Origin of the sequence: Kocuria sp. NPDC057446, assembly GCF_042802875.1 — a bacterium.
Lineage (GTDB): Bacteria > Actinomycetota > Actinomycetes > Actinomycetales > Micrococcaceae > Kocuria.
This window is the reverse complement of record NZ_JBHVDI010000067.1, coordinates 1-18238: the sequence shown is the minus strand read 5'-3', so window position 1 is coordinate 18238 and position 18238 is coordinate 1. Positions and strand designations below refer to the sequence as shown.

General features: G+C 74.2%; 21 protein-coding genes. 6 read left to right on the top strand and 15 right to left on the bottom strand.

Going from position 1 to position 18238, the window contains the following annotated elements:
- From ACFU0Y_RS09930 to ACFU0Y_RS09905, 6 genes are all read right to left on the bottom strand, one after another.
- Positions 1-939: LacI family DNA-binding transcriptional regulator (locus tag ACFU0Y_RS09930; protein ID WP_380214326.1), on the bottom strand; the 939-nt coding region annotated here is incomplete at its 3' end.
- A gap of 137 nt (positions 940-1076) precedes the next feature.
- Positions 1077-2408 carry an HAAAP family serine/threonine permease gene (locus ACFU0Y_RS09925; protein ID WP_380214325.1) on the bottom strand — a complete coding sequence of 444 codons (1332 nt, stop codon included), beginning with the start codon at positions 2406-2408 and terminating at the stop codon, positions 1077-1079.
- Between the two features lie 178 nt (positions 2409-2586).
- Positions 2587-2751: a hypothetical protein gene (locus ACFU0Y_RS09920; RefSeq protein ID WP_380214324.1), complete on the bottom strand. Its 165-nt coding sequence runs from the start codon at positions 2749-2751 to the stop codon at positions 2587-2589.
- A 293-nt stretch (positions 2752-3044) separates the two neighbouring features.
- Positions 3045-3878 (bottom strand): hypothetical protein, encoded by an 834-nt coding sequence (locus ACFU0Y_RS09915; protein WP_380214323.1) that lies wholly within the window; start codon positions 3876-3878, stop codon positions 3045-3047.
- Positions 3879-4038: 160 nt separating this feature from the next.
- Complete coding sequence (locus ACFU0Y_RS09910) at positions 4039-4821, bottom strand: VC0807 family protein (RefSeq protein ID WP_380214322.1); 783 nt, start codon at positions 4819-4821, stop codon at positions 4039-4041.
- Between the two features lie 10 nt (positions 4822-4831).
- Positions 4832-5452, bottom strand: a complete 621-nt coding sequence (locus tag ACFU0Y_RS09905) for a TetR/AcrR family transcriptional regulator (protein ID WP_380214321.1) — start codon at positions 5450-5452, stop codon at positions 4832-4834.
- 184 nt (positions 5453-5636) lie between these two features.
- On the opposite strand from ACFU0Y_RS09905, the gene ACFU0Y_RS09900 reads away from it, so the two are divergent.
- A complete protein-coding gene (locus tag ACFU0Y_RS09900; RefSeq protein ID WP_380214320.1) occupies positions 5637-6008 on the top strand; it encodes a VOC family protein in 372 nt (123 codons plus the stop codon).
- A gap of 15 nt (positions 6009-6023) precedes the next feature.
- On the opposite strand, the gene ACFU0Y_RS09895 is transcribed toward ACFU0Y_RS09900, so the two are convergent.
- The 4 genes from ACFU0Y_RS09895 to ACFU0Y_RS09880 form a co-directional block, all read right to left on the bottom strand.
- On the bottom strand, positions 6024-6614 hold the full coding sequence (locus ACFU0Y_RS09895) for a GNAT family N-acetyltransferase (protein WP_380214319.1): 591 nt from the start codon (positions 6612-6614) through the stop codon (positions 6024-6026).
- Positions 6615-6778: 164 nt separating this feature from the next.
- On the bottom strand, positions 6779-7645 hold the full coding sequence (locus ACFU0Y_RS09890; protein WP_380214318.1) for a phosphotransferase family protein: 867 nt from the start codon (positions 7643-7645) through the stop codon (positions 6779-6781).
- Between the two features lie 15 nt (positions 7646-7660).
- Complete coding sequence (locus ACFU0Y_RS09885; protein ID WP_380214317.1) at positions 7661-8320, bottom strand: response regulator; 660 nt, start codon at positions 8318-8320, stop codon at positions 7661-7663.
- Positions 8317-9513 (bottom strand): sensor histidine kinase, encoded by a 1197-nt coding sequence (locus ACFU0Y_RS09880; protein ID WP_380214316.1) that lies wholly within the window; start codon positions 9511-9513, stop codon positions 8317-8319. The genes ACFU0Y_RS09885 and ACFU0Y_RS09880 overlap by 4 nt, the downstream gene beginning before the upstream one ends.
- 152 nt (positions 9514-9665) lie before the next feature.
- Here ACFU0Y_RS09880 and ACFU0Y_RS09875 point away from each other — a divergent pair, with 152 nt between their 5' ends.
- From ACFU0Y_RS09875 to ACFU0Y_RS09855, 5 genes are all read left to right on the top strand, one after another.
- Positions 9666-10088: a hypothetical protein gene (locus tag ACFU0Y_RS09875; RefSeq protein WP_380214315.1), complete on the top strand. Its 423-nt coding sequence runs from the start codon at positions 9666-9668 to the stop codon at positions 10086-10088.
- A 45-nt stretch (positions 10089-10133) separates the two neighbouring features.
- Positions 10134-11252: a DUF2332 domain-containing protein gene (locus ACFU0Y_RS09870; RefSeq protein ID WP_380214314.1), complete on the top strand. Its 1119-nt coding sequence runs from the start codon at positions 10134-10136 to the stop codon at positions 11250-11252.
- A 99-nt stretch (positions 11253-11351) separates the two neighbouring features.
- On the top strand, positions 11352-12191 hold the full coding sequence (locus ACFU0Y_RS09865; protein ID WP_380214313.1) for a class I SAM-dependent methyltransferase: 840 nt from the start codon (positions 11352-11354) through the stop codon (positions 12189-12191).
- 196 nt (positions 12192-12387) lie between these two features.
- Positions 12388-13005 carry a hypothetical protein gene (locus ACFU0Y_RS09860; RefSeq protein ID WP_380214312.1) on the top strand — a complete coding sequence of 206 codons (618 nt, stop codon included), beginning with the start codon at positions 12388-12390 and terminating at the stop codon, positions 13003-13005.
- 95 nt (positions 13006-13100) lie between these two features.
- Complete coding sequence (locus tag ACFU0Y_RS09855) at positions 13101-14129, top strand: FAD-dependent oxidoreductase (RefSeq protein WP_380214311.1); 1029 nt, start codon at positions 13101-13103, stop codon at positions 14127-14129.
- Here the strand turns inward: ACFU0Y_RS09855 and ACFU0Y_RS09850 are convergent.
- The 5 genes from ACFU0Y_RS09850 to ACFU0Y_RS09830 all read right to left on the bottom strand — a co-directional run bounded on the left by ACFU0Y_RS09850 (position 14126) and on the right by ACFU0Y_RS09830 (position 18117).
- A complete protein-coding gene (locus tag ACFU0Y_RS09850; protein ID WP_380214310.1) occupies positions 14126-14665 on the bottom strand; it encodes an SRPBCC family protein in 540 nt (179 codons plus the stop codon). The genes ACFU0Y_RS09855 and ACFU0Y_RS09850 overlap by 4 nt on opposite strands.
- Positions 14666-14726: 61 nt before the next feature.
- Entirely contained in the window at positions 14727-15122 is a 396-nt protein-coding gene (locus ACFU0Y_RS09845; protein ID WP_380214309.1) for a GYD domain-containing protein, read from the bottom strand.
- Positions 15123-15231: 109 nt separating this feature from the next.
- Positions 15232-15660, bottom strand: a complete 429-nt coding sequence (locus tag ACFU0Y_RS09840) for a DUF1801 domain-containing protein (protein WP_380214308.1) — start codon at positions 15658-15660, stop codon at positions 15232-15234.
- A gap of 102 nt (positions 15661-15762) precedes the next feature.
- The gene (locus ACFU0Y_RS09835; RefSeq protein WP_380214307.1) at positions 15763-16710 is read right to left on the bottom strand and encodes a helix-turn-helix domain-containing protein; all 948 of its coding nucleotides are present in this window, start codon (positions 16708-16710) and stop codon (positions 15763-15765) included.
- A 240-nt stretch (positions 16711-16950) separates the two neighbouring features.
- Positions 16951-18117: a thermonuclease family protein gene (locus ACFU0Y_RS09830; RefSeq protein ID WP_380214305.1), complete on the bottom strand. Its 1167-nt coding sequence runs from the start codon at positions 18115-18117 to the stop codon at positions 16951-16953.
- Between the last annotated feature and the right edge of the window lie 121 nt (positions 18118-18238).

Sequence of the window (18238 nt, the reverse complement as noted above, 5' to 3'; positions counted from 1 at the left end):
GAGCTGCTCCAGGAGCAGCTCCACGGCCCGCGCCCCGATCCGCTGGTGCGGCAGAGCCACGGTCGTCAGCGCCGGGACCAGCTGGTCGGCCACGCTCTGCTGGTCGTCGACCCCCACGAGGGAGAGGTCCTCCGGGACCCGCAGGCCCGACGCCGCCGCGCAGAGCAGCACACCCGTGGCGGTGCGGTCGTTGGAGGCGAGGACCGCCGTCGGCGGCTCGGGCCGGGCGAGCAGGCGCTGCGCCGCACGGTAGCCGTCCTGGATCTCCCAGCCGGTCGGCTCGACCGCGAGCCGCAGGGCGTCGCCCCCGAACTCCGCGCAGGCAGCCTCGAAGCCCTGGCGGCGCAGCGGGGTGGCCGGGGAGTCGGACGTGCCGGTCAGCAGCGCGATCCTGCGGTGCCCCAGGCCCAGCACGTGCTCCGTGGCGCGACGCATCCCCGTCACCTCGTCCGGGATCACCGCGGGCAGGCGTCCCAGCGGGTCGTAGCAGTTGGCGAGCACCGCGGGACGGTGCAGCAGCGGCTCGGGCGGGTCCAGCTCCACGAGACCGCCCGTGGCGTAGACCAGGCCGTCGACGTGCCGGTGGATTAGGGCCTCGGCGAGCTCGAGATCGCGCCCCGCCACCCCTTCCGTGTCGGCCACCGTCAGCACGTAGCCCGCCGGCCGGGCGACGGAGCCGGCGCCGCTGATGATCCGGCCGGCGAAGGGGCTGGTCACGATCTCGTCGGTGATGACGCCGATGGTGTTGGTGCGCTGGCTCTGCAGCGCGACCGCCACCGCGTTCGGCACGTAGCCCAGCCGCTGCACGGCCTCCCGGATCCGCTGCTGGGCCGTCGGGGACACGTTGCCGTCGGCGTTGTTGTTGAGGACCATCGACACCGCGCTCCGGGAGACCCCGGCCTCGCGCGCGACATCGGCGGCAGTGGGGTTGCGGTCCATGTTCCTCCGGCGGTAGCACCGGTCTCGAACCGGGTCGGTGTGCGGCCCTCAGTCTATCGGGGCCGCCCTTCCCGGCGCCGGGGACACCGCTGTGGCGCGGGCTTCCCTGCGCCGGGCGCTGGGCGGACCCGGCCGGCTCAGCGGACGAGCGTGAAGAGGATGCCGCTGATGGCCACGAGACCGGCGACGGTCACGAACACGTTGGACAGCTGCCCCCGGTAGGGCGCCAGCGCCGGGATGCGGCGCACGGCGTACATCGGCATGAGGTAGAGGATCACGGCGATGACGGGCCCGGCCAGGGACTCGATGAGGGACAGGATGCTCGGGTTGAGCACCGCGGCCGCCCACGTGGTGAGGAAGATGAAGACCGCGATGCCGCGGCGCAGCGTCCGGTCCCGGGGCTGCCGGATCCGGCCGGGCAGCATGCTGCGCACGATGCCCGCCGCGCCCTCGCTGGCGCCCAGGTAGTGGCCGAAGAACGAGGAGACGATCGCCACGATCGCCACGGCCGGGCCGAGGTAGCCGATCCAGGGGTTGTCCTGCACGTTGGCCAGGTGGGAGAGCACGGGGAGGTTGGCCTCGCGGGCCTCCTGCAGACCCGTGGTGCCCAGGGACAGGACGCAGGACCAGACGAAGCCCATGGTGAACAGCACCAGCAGGACCGTGGTGCGGCGCAGCACCCGGGAGGCCGCCGCGGGCGCGTCCGTCCCGTGCTCGCGCTGCATCGCCAAGGAGAACTGGGAGATGGCCGGGGAGTGGTTGAACGCGAACACCAGCACCGGGATGATCAGCCAGACCGAGAGGGAGAGCTCGCCGGCGGACGGCACCGCGGCGAGGTCGCCGACCTGCCAGGTGGGGATCAGGTAGAGCGTCACTCCCAGCAGGGCGAGGATCAGCGGATAGACCAACCAGCGGGTCACGGCGAGCATGAGGCGCTGACCGGCGACCATGACCAGCATCATCAGGGCGATCAGCACCCCGGAGAGCAGCACGCGGGGCACCGGGGGCAGCCCGAGCTGGTTGACCAGGAGGCTCTCGACCGTGTTGGTGATGCCCACCCCGTAGATCAGGACGATGGGGTAGATCGCGAGGAAGTACAGGACGGTGATGACCCGCCCGGCGCCCTCCCCGAAGTAGTCGCGGGCCACGACCGTGATGTCCTCGCCCTTGCGCGGGGAGGCGCACACGAAGCGCGCGAGGGCCCGGTGGGACAGGTAGGTCATCGGCCCGATGAGCAGCGTCACCACGAGCAGCGGCCACAGACCGCCGGCGCCCGCGTTGATGGGGAGGAAGAGGATGCCCGCGCCGATGGCGGTGCCGAACAGGCCGAGCATCCAGCCGGTGTCGACCGCGGAGGGCCGCGTCCGGGAATCAGGTGCGGCGTCCGGACGGTCGGGGTGCGTGGTCGACGGGGAGTGGACGGGGTCTGCGTCGGCGGAGATCGTCCGCGGGGCAGGGGAGCGCGACATGGTGGTCCTCGCTGGGTGCATGTGTGGGGTGGACCACAGGGACGATACCAGCCGGGCCGCATCCCTCCGCTCCGCGGGTCCGCGGCCGGCACGACGACGGAGCGCCGGCCCCGCACGAGGGGCGTTCGGGGCCGGCGCTCCGTCGTCGGGCCGGTGCCGGCGGATCAGGGCCGGTGGGTCAGTGCTCCCGGAGGGGGCGTCCCACGATCCCGGTGGTGACCGCGAAGTACACGGCCGCCGTGAACAGCAGCGTGGCCCAGCCGTAGGCGTGGGACCCCAGTGCCAGGACGGCGCCGTTGGCGATGAACAGCACGACGGCCGCCACCGTCAGCCACTGCGCCACCTGATTTCCGCGAACTTCTCGAACCCCTGCCACTGTCATCCCCTTCGTCGATCATGTCCCGCCGGCAACCGCAGCCGGGATGAGGCCAAGTTAGGTGCCGCACGGGACATATGTCTGTCGACTTAAGTCCAGACCTCGTCGGGACCGCGAGAACATCGGGCCTGGTCAGGGCGGACAGGCGAACATGACGAAAGATGGCGTCGCCGCCCCCGGTCCCACGGCCCGGACACGGGACGGGGCAGGGACGTGGTGTCCACGTCCCCGCCCCGGAGTTCTTCCCGTGCGTGCTGACCCTACGGTGCCGCGGGGGCCGCTCCGGCGTCGGCGCCCGGCACGACCTGCGGGGCGGCCGCGCCGGCGCCCGGCTGGCCGGTATCCGCGCCGGTCTGGCCGGTGCCGGACTGCTGGCCGCCCGTGCCCGGGAGGGTGCCGCCGGACGTGGTGCCGTCACCGGTCACCGCCCCGCTCGTCGGGGCGACCTCGCCCGGCACCGCTGCGCCGGGGGCCTCGGGGGCCTCGGCGGACGGGACGGTGCCCTCGGGGGCCACCTCGCCGGTGCCGGCGGCGGGGTCCTCGGCCGGAGCGGGGGTGACGGCGCTGCGCTGGGCCACGGACTCGCTGCCGGTCACGGTGCGCTGGATCGTGCCCGTGCCGCCGGAGAGCTCGGTGCCGGTGAGCGCCTGGATGCCGAAGACCGCTCCGACCGCGAGGCCCAGGATGGCGCCGGTGCTGACCAGGATGGGCTTGAGACGCGGGCGCAGGGTGCTCCAGCGGCTGCCCGCGGCCACGGCCGTGCTGCCGTCCGAGTCGGAGGCGTCCAGGCCGGGGCGTGCGATCACGTGCTGGGCCACGGTGGTCTTGACCTTCTTGAGGCCGCGGCGGCTCTTCTCGAGCGAGGTCGAGTAGACGACCACGGCGATGCCGGAGACGATGCTGGTCAGGGCGGCGCCGAGGACGGTGCCGACGACGCTGAGGTGGCCGCCGATCACCGACATGGTGGCGGCGGTGGCGGCACCGGCGAGCAGACCCGGGATGTTCAGGGCCGGGCTCTTCTTCTCGGTCTGCTCCTCGGCCTGCGGCTGGTCCTCGGGCGCGGTGGCCTCGGTGCGTGGTTTTTCCAGAGTCATGCTGTCCTGCTTCGGTTGCGGGGAAGGGGGTGCTGATCCCCGCGTCGATGCTCGGGCCAGCCTTACCCATTATCCGGACTGGCCGGGGAAAGCCCAGGGCGAGTGGGAACTCTCACATTTCCGGGCCCGGCTGGGCGCAACGTGGCGTCAACGGCCCAGGTCAGCCCCTGGTTCGTTTCGTGGGCCCGTCCCCACCGGGCGCCGCCGGGACGGGCGCGGAGGATGTCCCCGTGACCGGGCCCAGGTGTCGCCGACCGGACGCCTTGCCCGCCTGGACGACGGCCACCAGGAGCAGCAGCAGCACTCCGGCGGCGGCGACCGGGACCACGTCGACGGGCAGGGTGTAGGCCATGCCGATCCGGGCGGCGGTCGCGATCAGGAAGGCGGCTCCCCAGCCGGCGGTCATCGCCCGGAAGATCCGGCGGAACTGCGGGCGGTGCCGCCAGTCGTGCTGCCACCCGGCGGCGGCCTCGGCGGGCATCAGGGTCACGGTGACGTCGAACAGCGCGGACCGGCCTCCCCGGAGGCTCACCAGCAGCCACGCTCCCAGCAGCGCGGTGAGCCAGCCGCCCAGGGCCATCAGCAGCCGGGCGTCGGCCGTGATCAGGCCCACGGCGGTGTTGACGGTCAGCACGGACAGGGTGAAGGCCCCGAGCCGGTCCAGCCGGCGGGCGCGGGCCGCGGTGATCAGCACGCGCAGCAGCGGGGCGAGTCCGCCGAGCAGCAGCGCCGCCCAGGGCTCCACCCCGGCCAGCCGCAACCCGTAGTACAGCGCGAAGGGCAGGACGAGGCCCGCACCCAGCAGTCCCACCAGCGGATGGCGCCGGCGGCGCGGGCGCTGCTCGAACTGCGCCGCGCCGTCGGCCGGTACCGGTGCAGGGTCGCTGCCCGGCCGCGCGGCCAGTGGAACGGCCGGGGTCGGTGTGGGGTCCGGGGCGCGCATGGCGGTCTCCTCAGGGAGTTCTCCGGGTCGCGAGCCCGACGAGGGCGACGAGCTCGCGGGTGTAGGTGCTCAGGTCGAAGTCCGGGTCGGTGACCAGCCGACCGGAGGCGGTGTCGATCGCCCCGCGGACGAGGATGGCCAGGGCGTGGGCGTCGAAGTCCCGGAAGCTCCCGGCCTCCTGCCCGGCACGCAGCAGCCCTTCCAGGTGGGTCAGCACCGGGTCGGCTCCCGACGGGGTGAACCGGGGGGCGCCCTCGGGGGTGCGCAGGTTCATCGCGATCTCGGTCACGGCCCGGATGTCGGCCGGGTGCTCATCCAGGAAGGCCAGGTTCGCCTCCACGTACCCGGTCAGCACCGCGGACGGGTCGGTCTCGGTGTCGGTGCGGGCCGCGATGGCGGCCCCGGCCCGGCCGTAGACGTCGAGCACCACCTGGGTCAGCAGCTCGTCCTTGGACGTGAAGTAGTAGGAGACCACGCCCTTGCTCACGCCCGCCCGGCGGGCGATCTCGGCCAGGGAGGCCCGCCCGTAGCCGGTCTCGGCGATGGCCTCGATCGCGCACGCCAGGATCTGGGCCCGGCGGGCCGTCTTCGTGAACGTCGGGGCGCCACCGGGTCCCGCTTTTGAGCGCATGGTCAAAAGATAGGCCGAGCGGTCAATGGAGACCAGGGGCCGGCGGAATGTGACGGACCGTGTGCGGGGACCGGCTCCTCACCTGGCGAGGGGGCAGGAGGCGCGTCGGGCGCGGGCATGATGAGGGTGTCGCGGCCGACCGGCCGCGCGCATCCGCGGTGACGAGCCGGCACAGGAGGAACTCATGATCACGAACGTGGCCTCGGCGGTGCTGTACGTGGGCGACCAGGAGGAGGCGCTGGCGTTCTACCGGGACGTCCTGGGCTTCGACGTCGTGACGGACGCCGACATGGGCGGGGGTGCCCGCTGGCTCGAGGTCCGACCCGGGGGTGCCCAGACGTCGATCGTCCTGTCGGCGGCGGCAGCCTTCGACAGGATCCCCGGGGAGGGCGCCCACCTGACCTTCACCGCGGACGACGTCGCGGCCACCGTGGCGGAGCTGCGCTCGAAGGGTGCGGCGGTGTCCGACCCGATCAGCGAGCCGTGGGGGACGTACGCCACGGTCGACGCGCCGGACGGGCACCGGCTGCAGTTCCACGAACGATCGCGCGGCTGACGGCGCGGATCCCGCTCAGCGCAGCGGCAGCCGCATGAGCACCCGCGGGAAGCGGTTGAGCGTCGAGGTGGTGTCGGCGGCCTTGGTGAAGCCGGCGCGCTCGAACATGGTGCGGGTGCCCACGTAGGCCATCGTGGTGTCGACCTTCCGGTCCCCGTTGTCCACGGGGTAGCCCTCGACGGCCGGCGCGCCGTGGTCGCGGGCGTGCTCCACGGCGCCCTCGAGCAGGGCCTGGGCCACGCCCCGGCCCCGCTGACCGCCACGCACCCGGAAGCACCACACGCTCCAGACCGGGAGGTCGTCGACGTGCGGGATCGTCCTCCCGTGGGTGAAGGCGTGCAGCTCGGCCCGCGGCGCCACGCCGCACCAGCCCACCACGGTCCCGTCGTCGTAGGCGAGGACGCCCGGCGGGATCGACCGGGCGCACAGCTCCTGGACCGTCCGGGCCCGTTCCGGGCCCGTCAGTGCGCGGTTCTCCTTCGAGGGGAGCCGGTAGGTGAGGCACCAGCAGACCGACGACTCGGGGTTCCGGGGACCCAGGACGGTGGCGACGTCGTCGAACCGCTCGCTCGTCGCCGGACGGATGGTGAACGCGGTGGACGCCATGGTCGTTCCTCGGTGCACGGTGGGGACGGTCGGGGCTCCCAGCCTAGGAAGAACGGGTGGCCCGGACCACCCCGGGAGGGTGCCGGCGTCTGCGTGACGCGGTCCTGCGCTCGCCGTCCGAGCTCGCCGTCGGAGCTCGCAGCCCGGGCCGCAGGGCGTCCCGTTCAGCCGCCGCGCCCCGCCCGGACCCGGTCGAAGGTCTCCCGGGCGACCTCCCACGTCGTCTTGCCGACGTCGAAGTGGTCGGTGAGCATGTACACCCCGATCCAGCGCTGGTAGGTCCAGGCCCGGTCGAGGAGCCCGGGATCCGCCGGTCCGGTGTAGCGCTCGTGCACCGCGCGGACGAAGTCCTCGCCGTACTCGTACAGCTCCGCGAAGTCCACGGCGGGGTCCCCCACGGACATGTCGCTGAAGTCGATCACGCCGAGCCGGGCCGCGTCGTCGTCCCAGAGCAGGTGCCGGCTGTAGACGTCGTTGTGCACCACCACGTCGGGGAGGTCGGCGGCGAGGAGGGCGTCGACCTCCCCGAGGATGCGCTCCACGTCGTCGAGCTCCGCCGCGGTCAGCAGGGCGGGCAGGTGCGCGGCGGCCGCGCTGCGGACGTCGTCCTGGTCCTCGGCCAGGCAGGACGGCGGCACCTGCTCGAGCGGGGTGCCGGCGACCGGCGCGGTGTGCAGGGCGGAGAGGAAGCCGGCCAGCTGGTCCACGAGCGCCTCGCGCGCCGTCCCGTCCAGGGAGTCCAGCACCTCCGGCTGGAGCGTCCGGCCCGGCAGCAGGGGATATCCGGCGAACGAGCCGTCGGGCGCCACGCGGTCGTAGCGCGGGATCCGCACGGGCAGCCGCGGCCCGAGGTGGTCCAGGACCTCCACCTCCCGGGCGAGCGCCTCCGTGTAGGGCGCCTCCTGCGGGAAGCGGAACACCAGGGCGTCGTCCAGGATCACGACGACGTGGTCCCAGCCCTCCGTGACCTTCCGCGCCCTCGACCACGCCAGGTCGGGGAAGGCCGCGGCGATCCGCTGCAGCTCGTCCATTCCTGTCCTCCGTCCTCAGTGGCCCGGGGTGAGCAGGCCGGTCTCGTAGGCGAGCACGACCAGCTGCGACCGGTCGCGGGCACCGAGCTTGCCCAGCAGCCGGGACACATAGGTGCGCGCAGTGGCGGGGGACAGGAACAGCTGCTGGGCGATCTCGTCGTTGGACAGCCCCCACCCCACCTTCTCGAGCACCTCCTGCTCGCGCTCGCTCAGCGCGCGGAGCGGGGTGTCGTCGAGCGCGGTCTCCGGTCTCGCGGCGATGGATTCCAGCACGGTGCGGGTCACCGAGGGCGCGAGGAGGGACTCCCCGGCGGCGACCACGCGGATCGCCCGGCGCAGGTCGGCGGGGGAGACGTCCTTGAGCAGGTAGCCGGCGGCCCCGGCGCGGATCGCCTCGAAGACGTGCTCGTCCTCGTCGAAGGTGGTCAGCACCAGCACCCGCACGTCCCGCAGCGCCGGGTCCGCCACGATCCGGCGGGTCGCCTCGAGGCCGTCCAGCTCGGGCATCCGGATGTCCATGAGCACCACGTCCGGGTGCAGCTCGCGCACCCGGGCCAGACCGGTCCGGCCGGTGGCGGCCTCCCCGACCACGGCGATGTCCCCGTCCCGCTCGGCCAGGGCGCGCAGCCCGGTGCGCACCAGTTCCTGGTCGTCCACGACGACGACGTCGATCACGGTCCCAGCCTCCTCGGCAGCCTGGCGCGGACCTCGAAGCCGCCGCCGTCCCGGTTGCCGGCCCTGAGCGTGCCGCCGAGCAGGCCGACGCGCTCGGCCATGCCCGGCAGGCCCCGTCCGCCGGCGGCGTCGACGACGTCGCCGGGAGAGGCACCGCGTCCGTCGTCGGAGATGCACAGCTCCAGGCTCCCGTCCTCCGTCCTGGCCCGCACCACCGCGTGCCGGGCCCCGGAGTGGCGCAGGACGTTGGTGAGGGACTCCTGCACGATCCGGTAGGCCGCCGCGTCGATGGCGGTGTCCAGCTCCTCGGGGTCGACGTCGACCCGTGCCGTCACCGCCACGTCGGCGTCCTGGGCCGCCTCGAGCAGCTGGGGGATGCCGGCGAGGCCGAGACCGTTGCGCACCACCGGATCGGCGCCGGGGGAGCGGAGCAGCTTCACGGTGCTCCGCAGCTCGCGCAGCGTGGCGGAGGCGGCCGACCGGACCCGCTCGAGCGCCCTGGCCGCGGCCTCGTCGTCGCGCCCGACGGCCTCGGCGGCCACGCTGCTGTGCACGGCGATCACGGACATCGTGTGCCCGATGCTGTCGTGCAGGTCCCGGGCGATCCCGGCCCGCTCGGCCTGCAGGCGGCGATCGGCCTCCCGGCGCTCCTCGGCGGCGGCGAGCGCGCGCAGCCGTTCCTGCTGGGCGCGGAGCTCCCGGCGGGAGCGCACGCTCACCCCGAGCGCGATGGCCGCGGCGACCAGGGCGACGTCCGTGAGCAGGTCGTAACTGACCAGATAGGCGGCCGGCAGGCCCTCGTCCACCCGGAAGTAGGCCGCCACGGACACCAGCACCGCACCTGCGGCGACCGCCGAGCGGGTGCGGTCCGCCTCGGCGGCCGAGTACAGGGCGGCCACGGCCGGCAGGGCGATGCCGATGGGCGGCAGCTGGAACACGTAGTAGACGAAGATCCCGAGCACGGTCAGGACCAGCACCAGCCGGGGCGCCCGCCGCCGGGCCAGCAGCAGGGCTCCGAAGCCGGCCGCGAAGAGCCAGGCGAGGGCACCGGCGCGGCCGGTGCCCTCCAGGTCCGCGGCGACGACGACCGCCACGACCACGGCCATCGCAGCCGCGAGCACACCGTCGACCAGACGGGGATCGACGTCCTCGGCCGGCCGGTGCGCGGGGCGGACCGCAGCGGTGCTGGGCATGCTTCCAGGGTAGCCAGCCCGTCCGCCACCGACGTCGGTCCGGAGGCGACGGATGGGGTCGCTCCCGGGCGACCGGGAACTCCGTCCCGGGCGATGCACGCAGCGCTTCCCGCCGGATGTGCGCCCAGGCCGCGCTCCGTAGCGTCAGGGCCATGACGAACCGCACCGCAACTCCTGGAAGCACTCGCCCTGCCGTGAACTGGGTGCTGGTACTGGGCCTGGGCGCCGTCGCCCTGCTGCGTCCGCTCGCCCGGATCACCGGGGCGGCGGACGGCCTCGGCGCTCCCACGGGTCCGCTGCTGCTCACGGCGCTGGTCACCTCGGTGTGGATCGGGGTGGTCGGCCTCGGCCGAGTGCCCCGTCCCGTGCTGACCCTGGTGCTGGCCGGGCTGGCGTACGGGATCTGTGTCATCCCGCTGAGTGCCGTCCTCTCGACCGTGCTGACCGGGACGTTGCAGGGCCCGGTCTCCGCACCGATCGCGATCGTGCCGATCCTGCTCACCAACGCCCTGTGGGGTCTCGTGGCAGGTCTGCTCGCCTGGGCCGTCCAGCACATGCGCGGCGTGCGGCGCTGACACGGACCGGGTGAGTGCTCCGTTCCCGAGGCTAGAGTTGTCGGGATGCCAGGATCGCCCGCAGGAAGCGACGCCCTCGGGGACGCCGCGCGCACGCTCGCCGAGGCGTACCGCCGCTTCGGCGAGGTCGACGCCGCCGGGACGTCGCCGCTGTACGAGCGCGTCGCGCTCGCCCTGGGCGAGTCCGACGAGGCCCTGCGCGCCATCGGGACGGCGCCGGCGCGCAGGCGGCACCCCACGGTGGTCCTCGCCGCGCTGCACGACCTCGCCCTCGCCGGTCGTGCCCCGGCGCTCGCCGCCGCCTATGCGTCGGGGGACGGCGATGCCGCCGCCCGTGCGGCGGTGGACACGCTGCTGCGCCTGACCCACATGGTCGTGGCCCTCGCGGGGCGCCGGCCGCCGCGGCCCGACGAGACCGGGCACGGTGCCGTGCTGTATCCGTCCATCGCCGAGGCGGCGCACCGGGCGGGCGCGAGCGCGGTGGGGCTGATCGACGTGGGGTGCTCGGCCGGGCTCGATCTCAGCGTCGACCGCGTGGGCATCACGTACAGCAACGGCCAGTCGCTGGGCGACCCGTCGTCCCCCGTGCAACTGGCGTCCTCGATCGTGGGGGACCGGCCCGTCCCGCCCCGGGCGATCCCCGAGGTGGTCGCCCGCATCGGTCTCGACCGCGATCCGCTCGACGTCACCGACGACGACGACGCCCGCTGGTTGCGCGCCTGCGTGTGGCCGGACCGGCCGGAGCAGGCCGTGCGGCTCGAGGCGGAGATCGCGCTGGCGGCGGCGGACCCGCCGTTGCTGCTGCCCGGTGACGTCCTCGAGGAGCTGCCGCGCGCCTTCGCCCACGTGCCCGCGGATGCCCTGCCGGTGGTCACCACCGCGTGGGCGCTGCCTCGCCTCTCCCTCGAGGCCCGCCTGCGGTTCCTGCACCGCCTCGATGCGGCGGCCGCCGGGAGACCGGTGGCCTGGGTGTCGGCGGAGGGGGTCGGAGTCGCACCGGCGATCCCGACTCTCGGCGACCGGCGCGCCTCCGGCCACAGCATCCTCGGCCTGGCGCTGTTCCACGGGTCGACCCTGCACGTCGAGGCCGTGGGCCGCTGCTGGTCGCGGGGCCGGACCCTCGCGTGGTCGGCGGGCTCCTCGGCGCCGGCGGTCCGGTTCTGATCGCGGACATGTCGAGCCCGACCGGGACGACGCGATCACTTCTTGCGTTTGGAGCAAGCATGTGTGCCTGCAAGGCACGGTACGGATAGCGTGGGGGGTATGACGCACCACGCTCAGCACCGGGCCTCCCACGATCACCACCGCGAGGAGGGCCTCGCGCAGCTGCTGGATCTCGATGCCACGATGTCCGGCGACTCCTGGGCGGAGGCGGTCGCGTGGGGCACCCGGTTCGTCAGGGACAGCCCGGAGCGGATCCTCGACCTGGGTGCCGGAACGGGCACCGGAGCCCTGGCGCTGGCCCGGCGCTTCCCCGCCGCGGAGGTGGTGGCGGTCGACCGGTCCGCTGTGATGCTCGAGCGTGTGCAGGCGGCAGCCCGCGAGCAGGGGCTGGACGGCCGGGTCCAGGTGGTGCCGGCGGACCTGGACGCGGCATGGCCCGCGGTCGGTGCGGTGGACCTGGTGTGGGCCTCCTCGTTCCTGCACGAGGTGGCCGACCCCGCGGCGCTCCTGGGCGACGTCCGCGCGTCGCTGCGACCCGGCGGGCTGCTGGTGGTCGTCGAGCTGGACGGTCTGCCCCGCTTCCTGCCCGAGGACCTCGGGATCGGCCGCGCCGGACTCGAGTCCCGGTGCCACCGGGCCCTGGCCGACGCCGGATGGAATGCCCACCCGGACTGGCGGCCCCTGCTGGAGGAGACCGGGTTCGAGGTCCGCGGCCCGCACACCGTCAGCACCGCGGCGCACCAGGATCCGGCGGCCACCGCTCACTACGCCCAGACCTGGCTCTCCCACCTGCGTCCGGCCCTGCAGGACCGGGTGGAGGCGGCGGACCTCGGCACCCTCGACCACCTTCTGGCCCCGGATCACCCCGAAGCCCTGCTGCGCCGTGCGGACCTGCTCCTCCGCGTCGACCGCACCGTCTGGGCCGCCCGGCGCCCCTGAGACGGCGACCCTGAGACGGCGACCCTGAGACGGCGCCCCTGAGACGGCGCCCCTGAGCGGTCGTCCGTGGGTCGCCGTCCGTTCCCGGCGACGGGCGGGGCCGCCGCCGGGGGACCGGAGACGTCCTCCTCCGGCGACGGAACAGACGCCTTGCGCCCGATGCCGGGGAGTGCTGCTGCTCCGTAGCGTCAGGAGCATGACACGCACGCCTGACACCCCAGCGGCGACCCGCACGTCCGGCCGCCCGCGCAGGACGCACACCCCGTCCCTCGCACACCGTCTGGCCCTGCCGGTCCTCACGGCGTACCTGTGGATCACGATGACGCTGTTCGGCGCCGTCGTCCTGGAGACGTTCATGGTCTACCCCAACGTCTTCCACGATCCGCCGGTCTCCCTGGAGCGGGCCATGGAGTTCCTCGCTGTCAGCGGCCCCTCCGACGTCTTCCCGCCCTTGGGCTTCGCCACCTGGGTGCTGGGGGCCGCGTCGCTGGTGCTGTGCCGGCGGATGCCCACGGTGCGCTGGTGGGTGCTGCTGAGCCTGGCCATGTTCGTGGCGGAGGGTGTGGTCTCGATGCTCTACTTCTGGCCGCGCAACGAGATCAGGTTCGTCGAGGGCACGGCTGTGCACTCCGCCGAGTACCTGCACCAGGTCGCGGACGAGTTCGTGACCTGGCACGCCCGCTCCCGGATGGCCTTCAACACGGTCGCGGCTGTGGCCGCCTTCGCCGCCTTCGTGCAGGCCTACCGGCGCCGACTCCTCTTGCTCGAGGGCGCCCCCGGCCGCCGGCCCCGGACACCGGCCGCCCGAGCGTAGACACTGGAGACGGGACGTCCGCCGACGTCCACCGTCTTCACGGTTCCCGGCCCGGGCCCGCGCCCGCACCGGGACCACCGAGTCCAGGAGGAGCCGTGCGCGGATCAGCCGTCGTCGTCGGAGCCGGCATCGCCGGTCTCGCCACCGCCCGCGGGCTGCTCGCCGCGGGCTGGGACGTCCACGTGCTCGAGCGCTCGCCGGGCCTGCCGTCCACCGGCACGGCCCTGGGCATGTGGCCCGAGGCGATGCGGGCCCTCGACCGGCTGGGGGTGGGGGAGCAGGTCCGGGCCGACTCGGTCGAGCTGCGCGGCGCACGGCTCCTCCGCCCGGACGGCACCGAGATCGGCCGCCTGGGCGCCCGGCGCTCGGCCCGGCTGGTTCCCCGGCCCGCGCTCCTGGCGGCGCTGGCCGAGGGCATCCCCCCGGGCACCATCGCGTGGGACACCCCGGCAACCGGCCTCGGCGGCCTGCCGACGGCCGACGTCGTCGTCGCCGCGGACGGCGTCCACAGCCTCTTGCGGGCGGCGCTCTTCGGCGTCGCCCCGCGGCCGCTGGGCACGGTCGCCCTCCGCGGCACCGTCCCGGGACCGGCGGACGGGGCCACGGAGACCTGGGGGCCGGCACGGCTCTTCGGGATCACCCCGCACGACGCCGAGCGCACCAACTGGTTCGCGAGCGTCCGCGCCGACGTGCTCGCCTCCTCCGGGGCCGGGCGCGAGGACCGGGAGGTCCTGCACCGGCTCTACGGGGACTGGCACCCGGCCGTGCGGCGCGTCCTGGGCGCCCTCGGGGACAGCTCGATCGACCGGCGCATCCTGCTCGACGTGCCCCGCCTGCCCTCCTACGTCCGGGGCGGGACCGCGCTCCTCGGCGACGCCGCCCACGGCATGGCCCCCAACCTCGGCCGGGGAGCCTGCGAGGCGCTGATCGACGCCACCGCCCTCGTCGAGGCGCTGACCGCGGCCCCCGACGTGCCCGGCGCCCTGCACCGCTACGACGTCGCACGCCGCCGGTCGACCACCCGGACGGTTCGCCTGGCCCGGCTGGCCAACGGCGTGAGCACGGCCCGGCACCTGCTGCCCGCGCGCAACGCCGTGATCGCTGCCGCGGCGCGCCTGAGCTAGTCCGGGCCGGCACCGTCGCCGGGCCGGTCGGTCCCGGGGGCCGAGGGCGGCGATGCGGCGTCGGCCTCCGCCACGCGCTGGAGCCGCTGCAGGCTCTCGTGGAGTCCCTGCCGCATCGTGGTCGTCCGGTCCGGGTCCCGGCCCAGGGTGCCGATGATGAACCAGCCGATGCGGCCGATCGGGCGGGCGATCTCGTAGGACTCCGTGACCCGGGTGCCCGTGCCCTCGGGCTCGAACCGGTAGCGCCACACGAGGGTGCCGGCGAAGGCCTCGGTGCGGGCGAAGGCGAACTCCCGGCCGGGCTCGGCCGCCATGACGATGGGCTTGTTGTGCCAGGAGACCCGGGGGTGGGCCGGCACCCGGTTGCGCGCCCGGAAGCGTGCGCCCACGCGGGGTCCGCCGTCGTCGAGCCAGACGACCTCGTCGACCTCGGGGCTGTACTCGGGGGTCCGGGTGACGTCGGCGACCAGGTCGTAGACCACCTGCGGCGGTGCCTCGACGTGGATGGACTCCTCGGCGCGGTCCAGGGTCTGCATGGTGGTCCTCCGTGCTGGTTCCGGTCGGTGCGTGCTCGGTCGCCACGGGTGCCGGAGGGGATCAGGTCCCGGGAGCCCGGTATCTGATCCGCTCGGCCCGGTGCAGGGCCTCGATCGTGTCCTCGACGCTCACGAGCACCGTGGTCTCGATCGAGCTCAGGGCCCCGCCCGCGCTGATGGCCAGGGCGACGGCGGCCATGGACACGTTGTCGGGTGCCTCCCACAGGTTGTAGCCGTCGTGCTCGCCGAAGGCGTACCAGAAGCCGTGCAGCGTCCCGCCGACCGATTCGACGTAGTCCTGGGCGGCCTGGCGCCGGTCCTCGGGGTGGGCGATCATCCGGGCCCACGTCTCGGGGGTGTAGCTGAACTTGGACAGATAGAGCGGCATCGTCTCGTCCCCTCGTTCGGTGGTGTCCGTCCGGCCGGTGCCGATGAGGCGTGTGCTGACCGTAGACACCCGGCGGATGCGCACCCAAGGGGACCGGCCGGATCGTCGCCGGCCCGTGACTCATGTCGCCTCCGTGTCGCCGGGAAGTCGTCTCCGGGCCGGGGGCGGTGGCGTCGGGTCAGTCCGTGGCGCCGTCCCGGGCGCGGGCGGTCCACGGGCCGTCGCCGAGCGCGGCGCAGGAGGCGGCGATGATCTGCTCGAGGACGTCCAGGTCCACCGCGTCGAGGTCCTTGAGGTAGATGCACCCCACGCCGGTGGTGTGCGGGCCAAGGCGCGCCAGGTTCTCCCGGTGGGCGTCGACGCCGTCGTACACGTAGATCGTCGTCGCGGCCTTGCGGGCGGAGAAGCCGGCTGCGGGGGCGTCCCCCTCGTGCCCGCTCGCGTACCGGTAGTGGTACTCGCCGAAGCCCACGATGGTGCCCCACATCTCCGCCGGCCGGCCGGTGATCCGGGCGAACCACGGCACGAGCCGCTCGGCGTCCTCCCGCCGCCGCTTCGGCGTGACGCCGGCGAGGTACTCCTCGACCGGTTGACCTGTCTTCTCCACGATGGGCTCCTCGGGTCGTTGGGACGACGATCGTCTCAGGCCCCGGGGTCCTCGGCCCGTCCGACACGGCAGTGCGGGGCCGGTGCACACAACGGCCCGGGGTCAGCGGTACAGGGTGGTGCTGGGCGGCACGCCGTAGGCGGCGCGGTAGCGGGACGCGAAGCGTCCGGAGTGGGCGAAGCCCCACCGGGCGGCAATGCCGGCCACGGTCTCCCCTGTGGTGGGGTCGGCGTGCAGGAGCTCGGCGTGGGCGCCGGCCAACCGCGCCTGGGCCAGGTACTCGGTGGGGGTCAGCCGGTGCGGGTGGTTGGCGCGGAAGGCCTGGACCAAGGTGGGGGTGGGGGTGTTCGCCGCCCGGGCGGCGTCGTCGACGGTGATCGGCTGGTGGGCGTGGTCGTCGATGAACTGCGTGGCGATGCGGTAGCGGCGCGTCTGGGCGGCCATGGACAGTGCGCGCAGCTCCTGGTCCCCGACCAGGGGGAAGCACTCGAGCAGCGCCACAGCCAGGTGCCGGGTGAGGCCGGCGCGCACCAGCGGGGCGTCGAAGGCCCCGGAGTCCACGAGCTCCTGGGCCAGACGGGCCAGGGAGGACCAGTACTGGCCCAGCCGGGGGGTGAGCGGGTGGGCCGAGGCGAACACCACCGGGGTGTTCTCGGTGCCGTAGACGGTCTCGGCGATGCCGTGCACCATGCCCGCGGTGAGGTAGACGTTGCTGGCCCGCAGGGAGTCCACCACGAACAGGGTCGGGCTGGACGGGGTGATCAGGACCGGGGCGTCGATCCCGGTGCCGGACTCGGTGCGGGTGGACCAGTCGCACCGGCCGGCGGTGCGCTGGATGACGCTGAACATCTGGGTGTCCCCCCACGAGGAGTAGGACCCTTCCACTTCCACCCGCGCCAGGGACACGTCCTCGTCCCCGGTTCGCTCCTCCCGGTAGGACAGGCCGCGCTCGGAGGGCTGGAAGGAGAAGCGCGCCCCGATGGTGTCGAACAGCAGCATCACGGACTCGGGGTCCTCGGCCGCCAGCTCGAGGTGGAAGGCCTCGCTCACCGGACTCACCCCCCTGGCCCAGGTTGCGCACCGGGGACGGTGGGAGTCGACCGGATGTCCCGGTCGGGCGGGAGCGCGTGGATGGCCATGTCAGGACCCTCGACATCGAGGTGCAACGGGGTGGACGTCGTGCTGCGTCCCATGATCCTCCCCGGCTGCTTCGACCGGCAACCCGCCGGCGGAACTCGGCCGGTGACACTGGGCCCTCCATCGGGCTCTCGTGCGAGCTGCCGCCCGGGATCAGCAGGGCTTGAAGAACTTCCCGCCGGGCGCGTAGCACCGGGGTCCGGTGTAGCCGGGGATGTCGGCGTAGTAGCCGGGAGGGGCCTGGTCGACGATGTTGGCGCCCGGGTTCGGAGCGGGCTTCGGTGCCGGGGCGGGGGCCGGTGCGGGAGCCGGGGCGGGTCTCGGCGCGGGAGCAGGGGCCGGCGCCGGTGCGGGCACGACCGCCCGGCGGGCGGCGTCGGCCGCCGCCTGCCGAGCGGCCTCGGCCTGGCGGGTCAGCTCGGCCTGCCGGGCGGACTCCGCCTCACGTGCCGCGTCGGCCTCCGCCTGCCGGCGCTGGTCCTCGGCCGCCGCGCGCTCCGCAGCCTTCGCCTCCGCCGCGCGGCGCTTCTCCGCGGCGCGCTCCTGGAGGGCGGTGGCGTCCCGGCGGACTTCCGCGATGCCGCGCTTCAGCGACGGCAGCCCCACCAGGTGGCGGAGGTGCGGGTGCGCGTCGCCGTCGACCGCGTCGAGGGCTGCCAGGAACGCGACGGCGGCCGCGACCTCACCCGCCGCGTCGGCGAGATCCGCCGGTGCGGCGTCGGCGAGCGCGCTCGCCGCCTGCTGGAGCTGTGCCGGGATGGTGCAGCCGTGGGCAGGGTCGAGCAGACCGGCCTGCTGCGCCTCGGCCTCGGCGAACGCCTCCTCGACGGGCGGCAGGAACCGGCCGTTCGGCGCGATGTAGAGCGGCGTGCCCAGGCCCTGGCGGGCGATCTCGGCGTTGACCAGGGTCCCGTCCTGCCGGAAGACCCCCGCCAAGGTGCGGCCGTAGCGGTCGGTGCGCTCCTGGTCGTACTCCAGACCCACCACGGTGCCCGGCGGCAGGAGCTCCTCCAGCAGCGCGGTCGCCTCCGGGCCGAGGCACTCGACGACCTCGTTCGGGTCCTTGGTCTCCGGGGTGTCGATGTTGAGCAGCCGCACCCGCACCCCCTCGCCGCCCACCTGGACGTCGACGGTGTCGCCGTCGATCACCCGCTCCACCACGGCGCGCTCGCCGCGCAGCTCGGCGGCGGCGGAGGTCTCGGTCGAGGCGGCGCCCGACGACGTCGCGTCGCTGGAGACCGCCGATCCGCCGCAGCCGGTCAGGAGCAGGAGGACGAGCGCGGAGGCGCCCAGGCGGAGCGAGGCAGAGGAGGAGGTCACGGGGATCCTGTCAGGAAAGCGTCAGTTCCCCTTCAGCCTATGGATGCATCTGCAATCACCCGGGAGGTTGCTGTCCCCAGTTCGGGGGCGTGCTGCCTGCGGCTCTGCGGCTCTGTAGGCC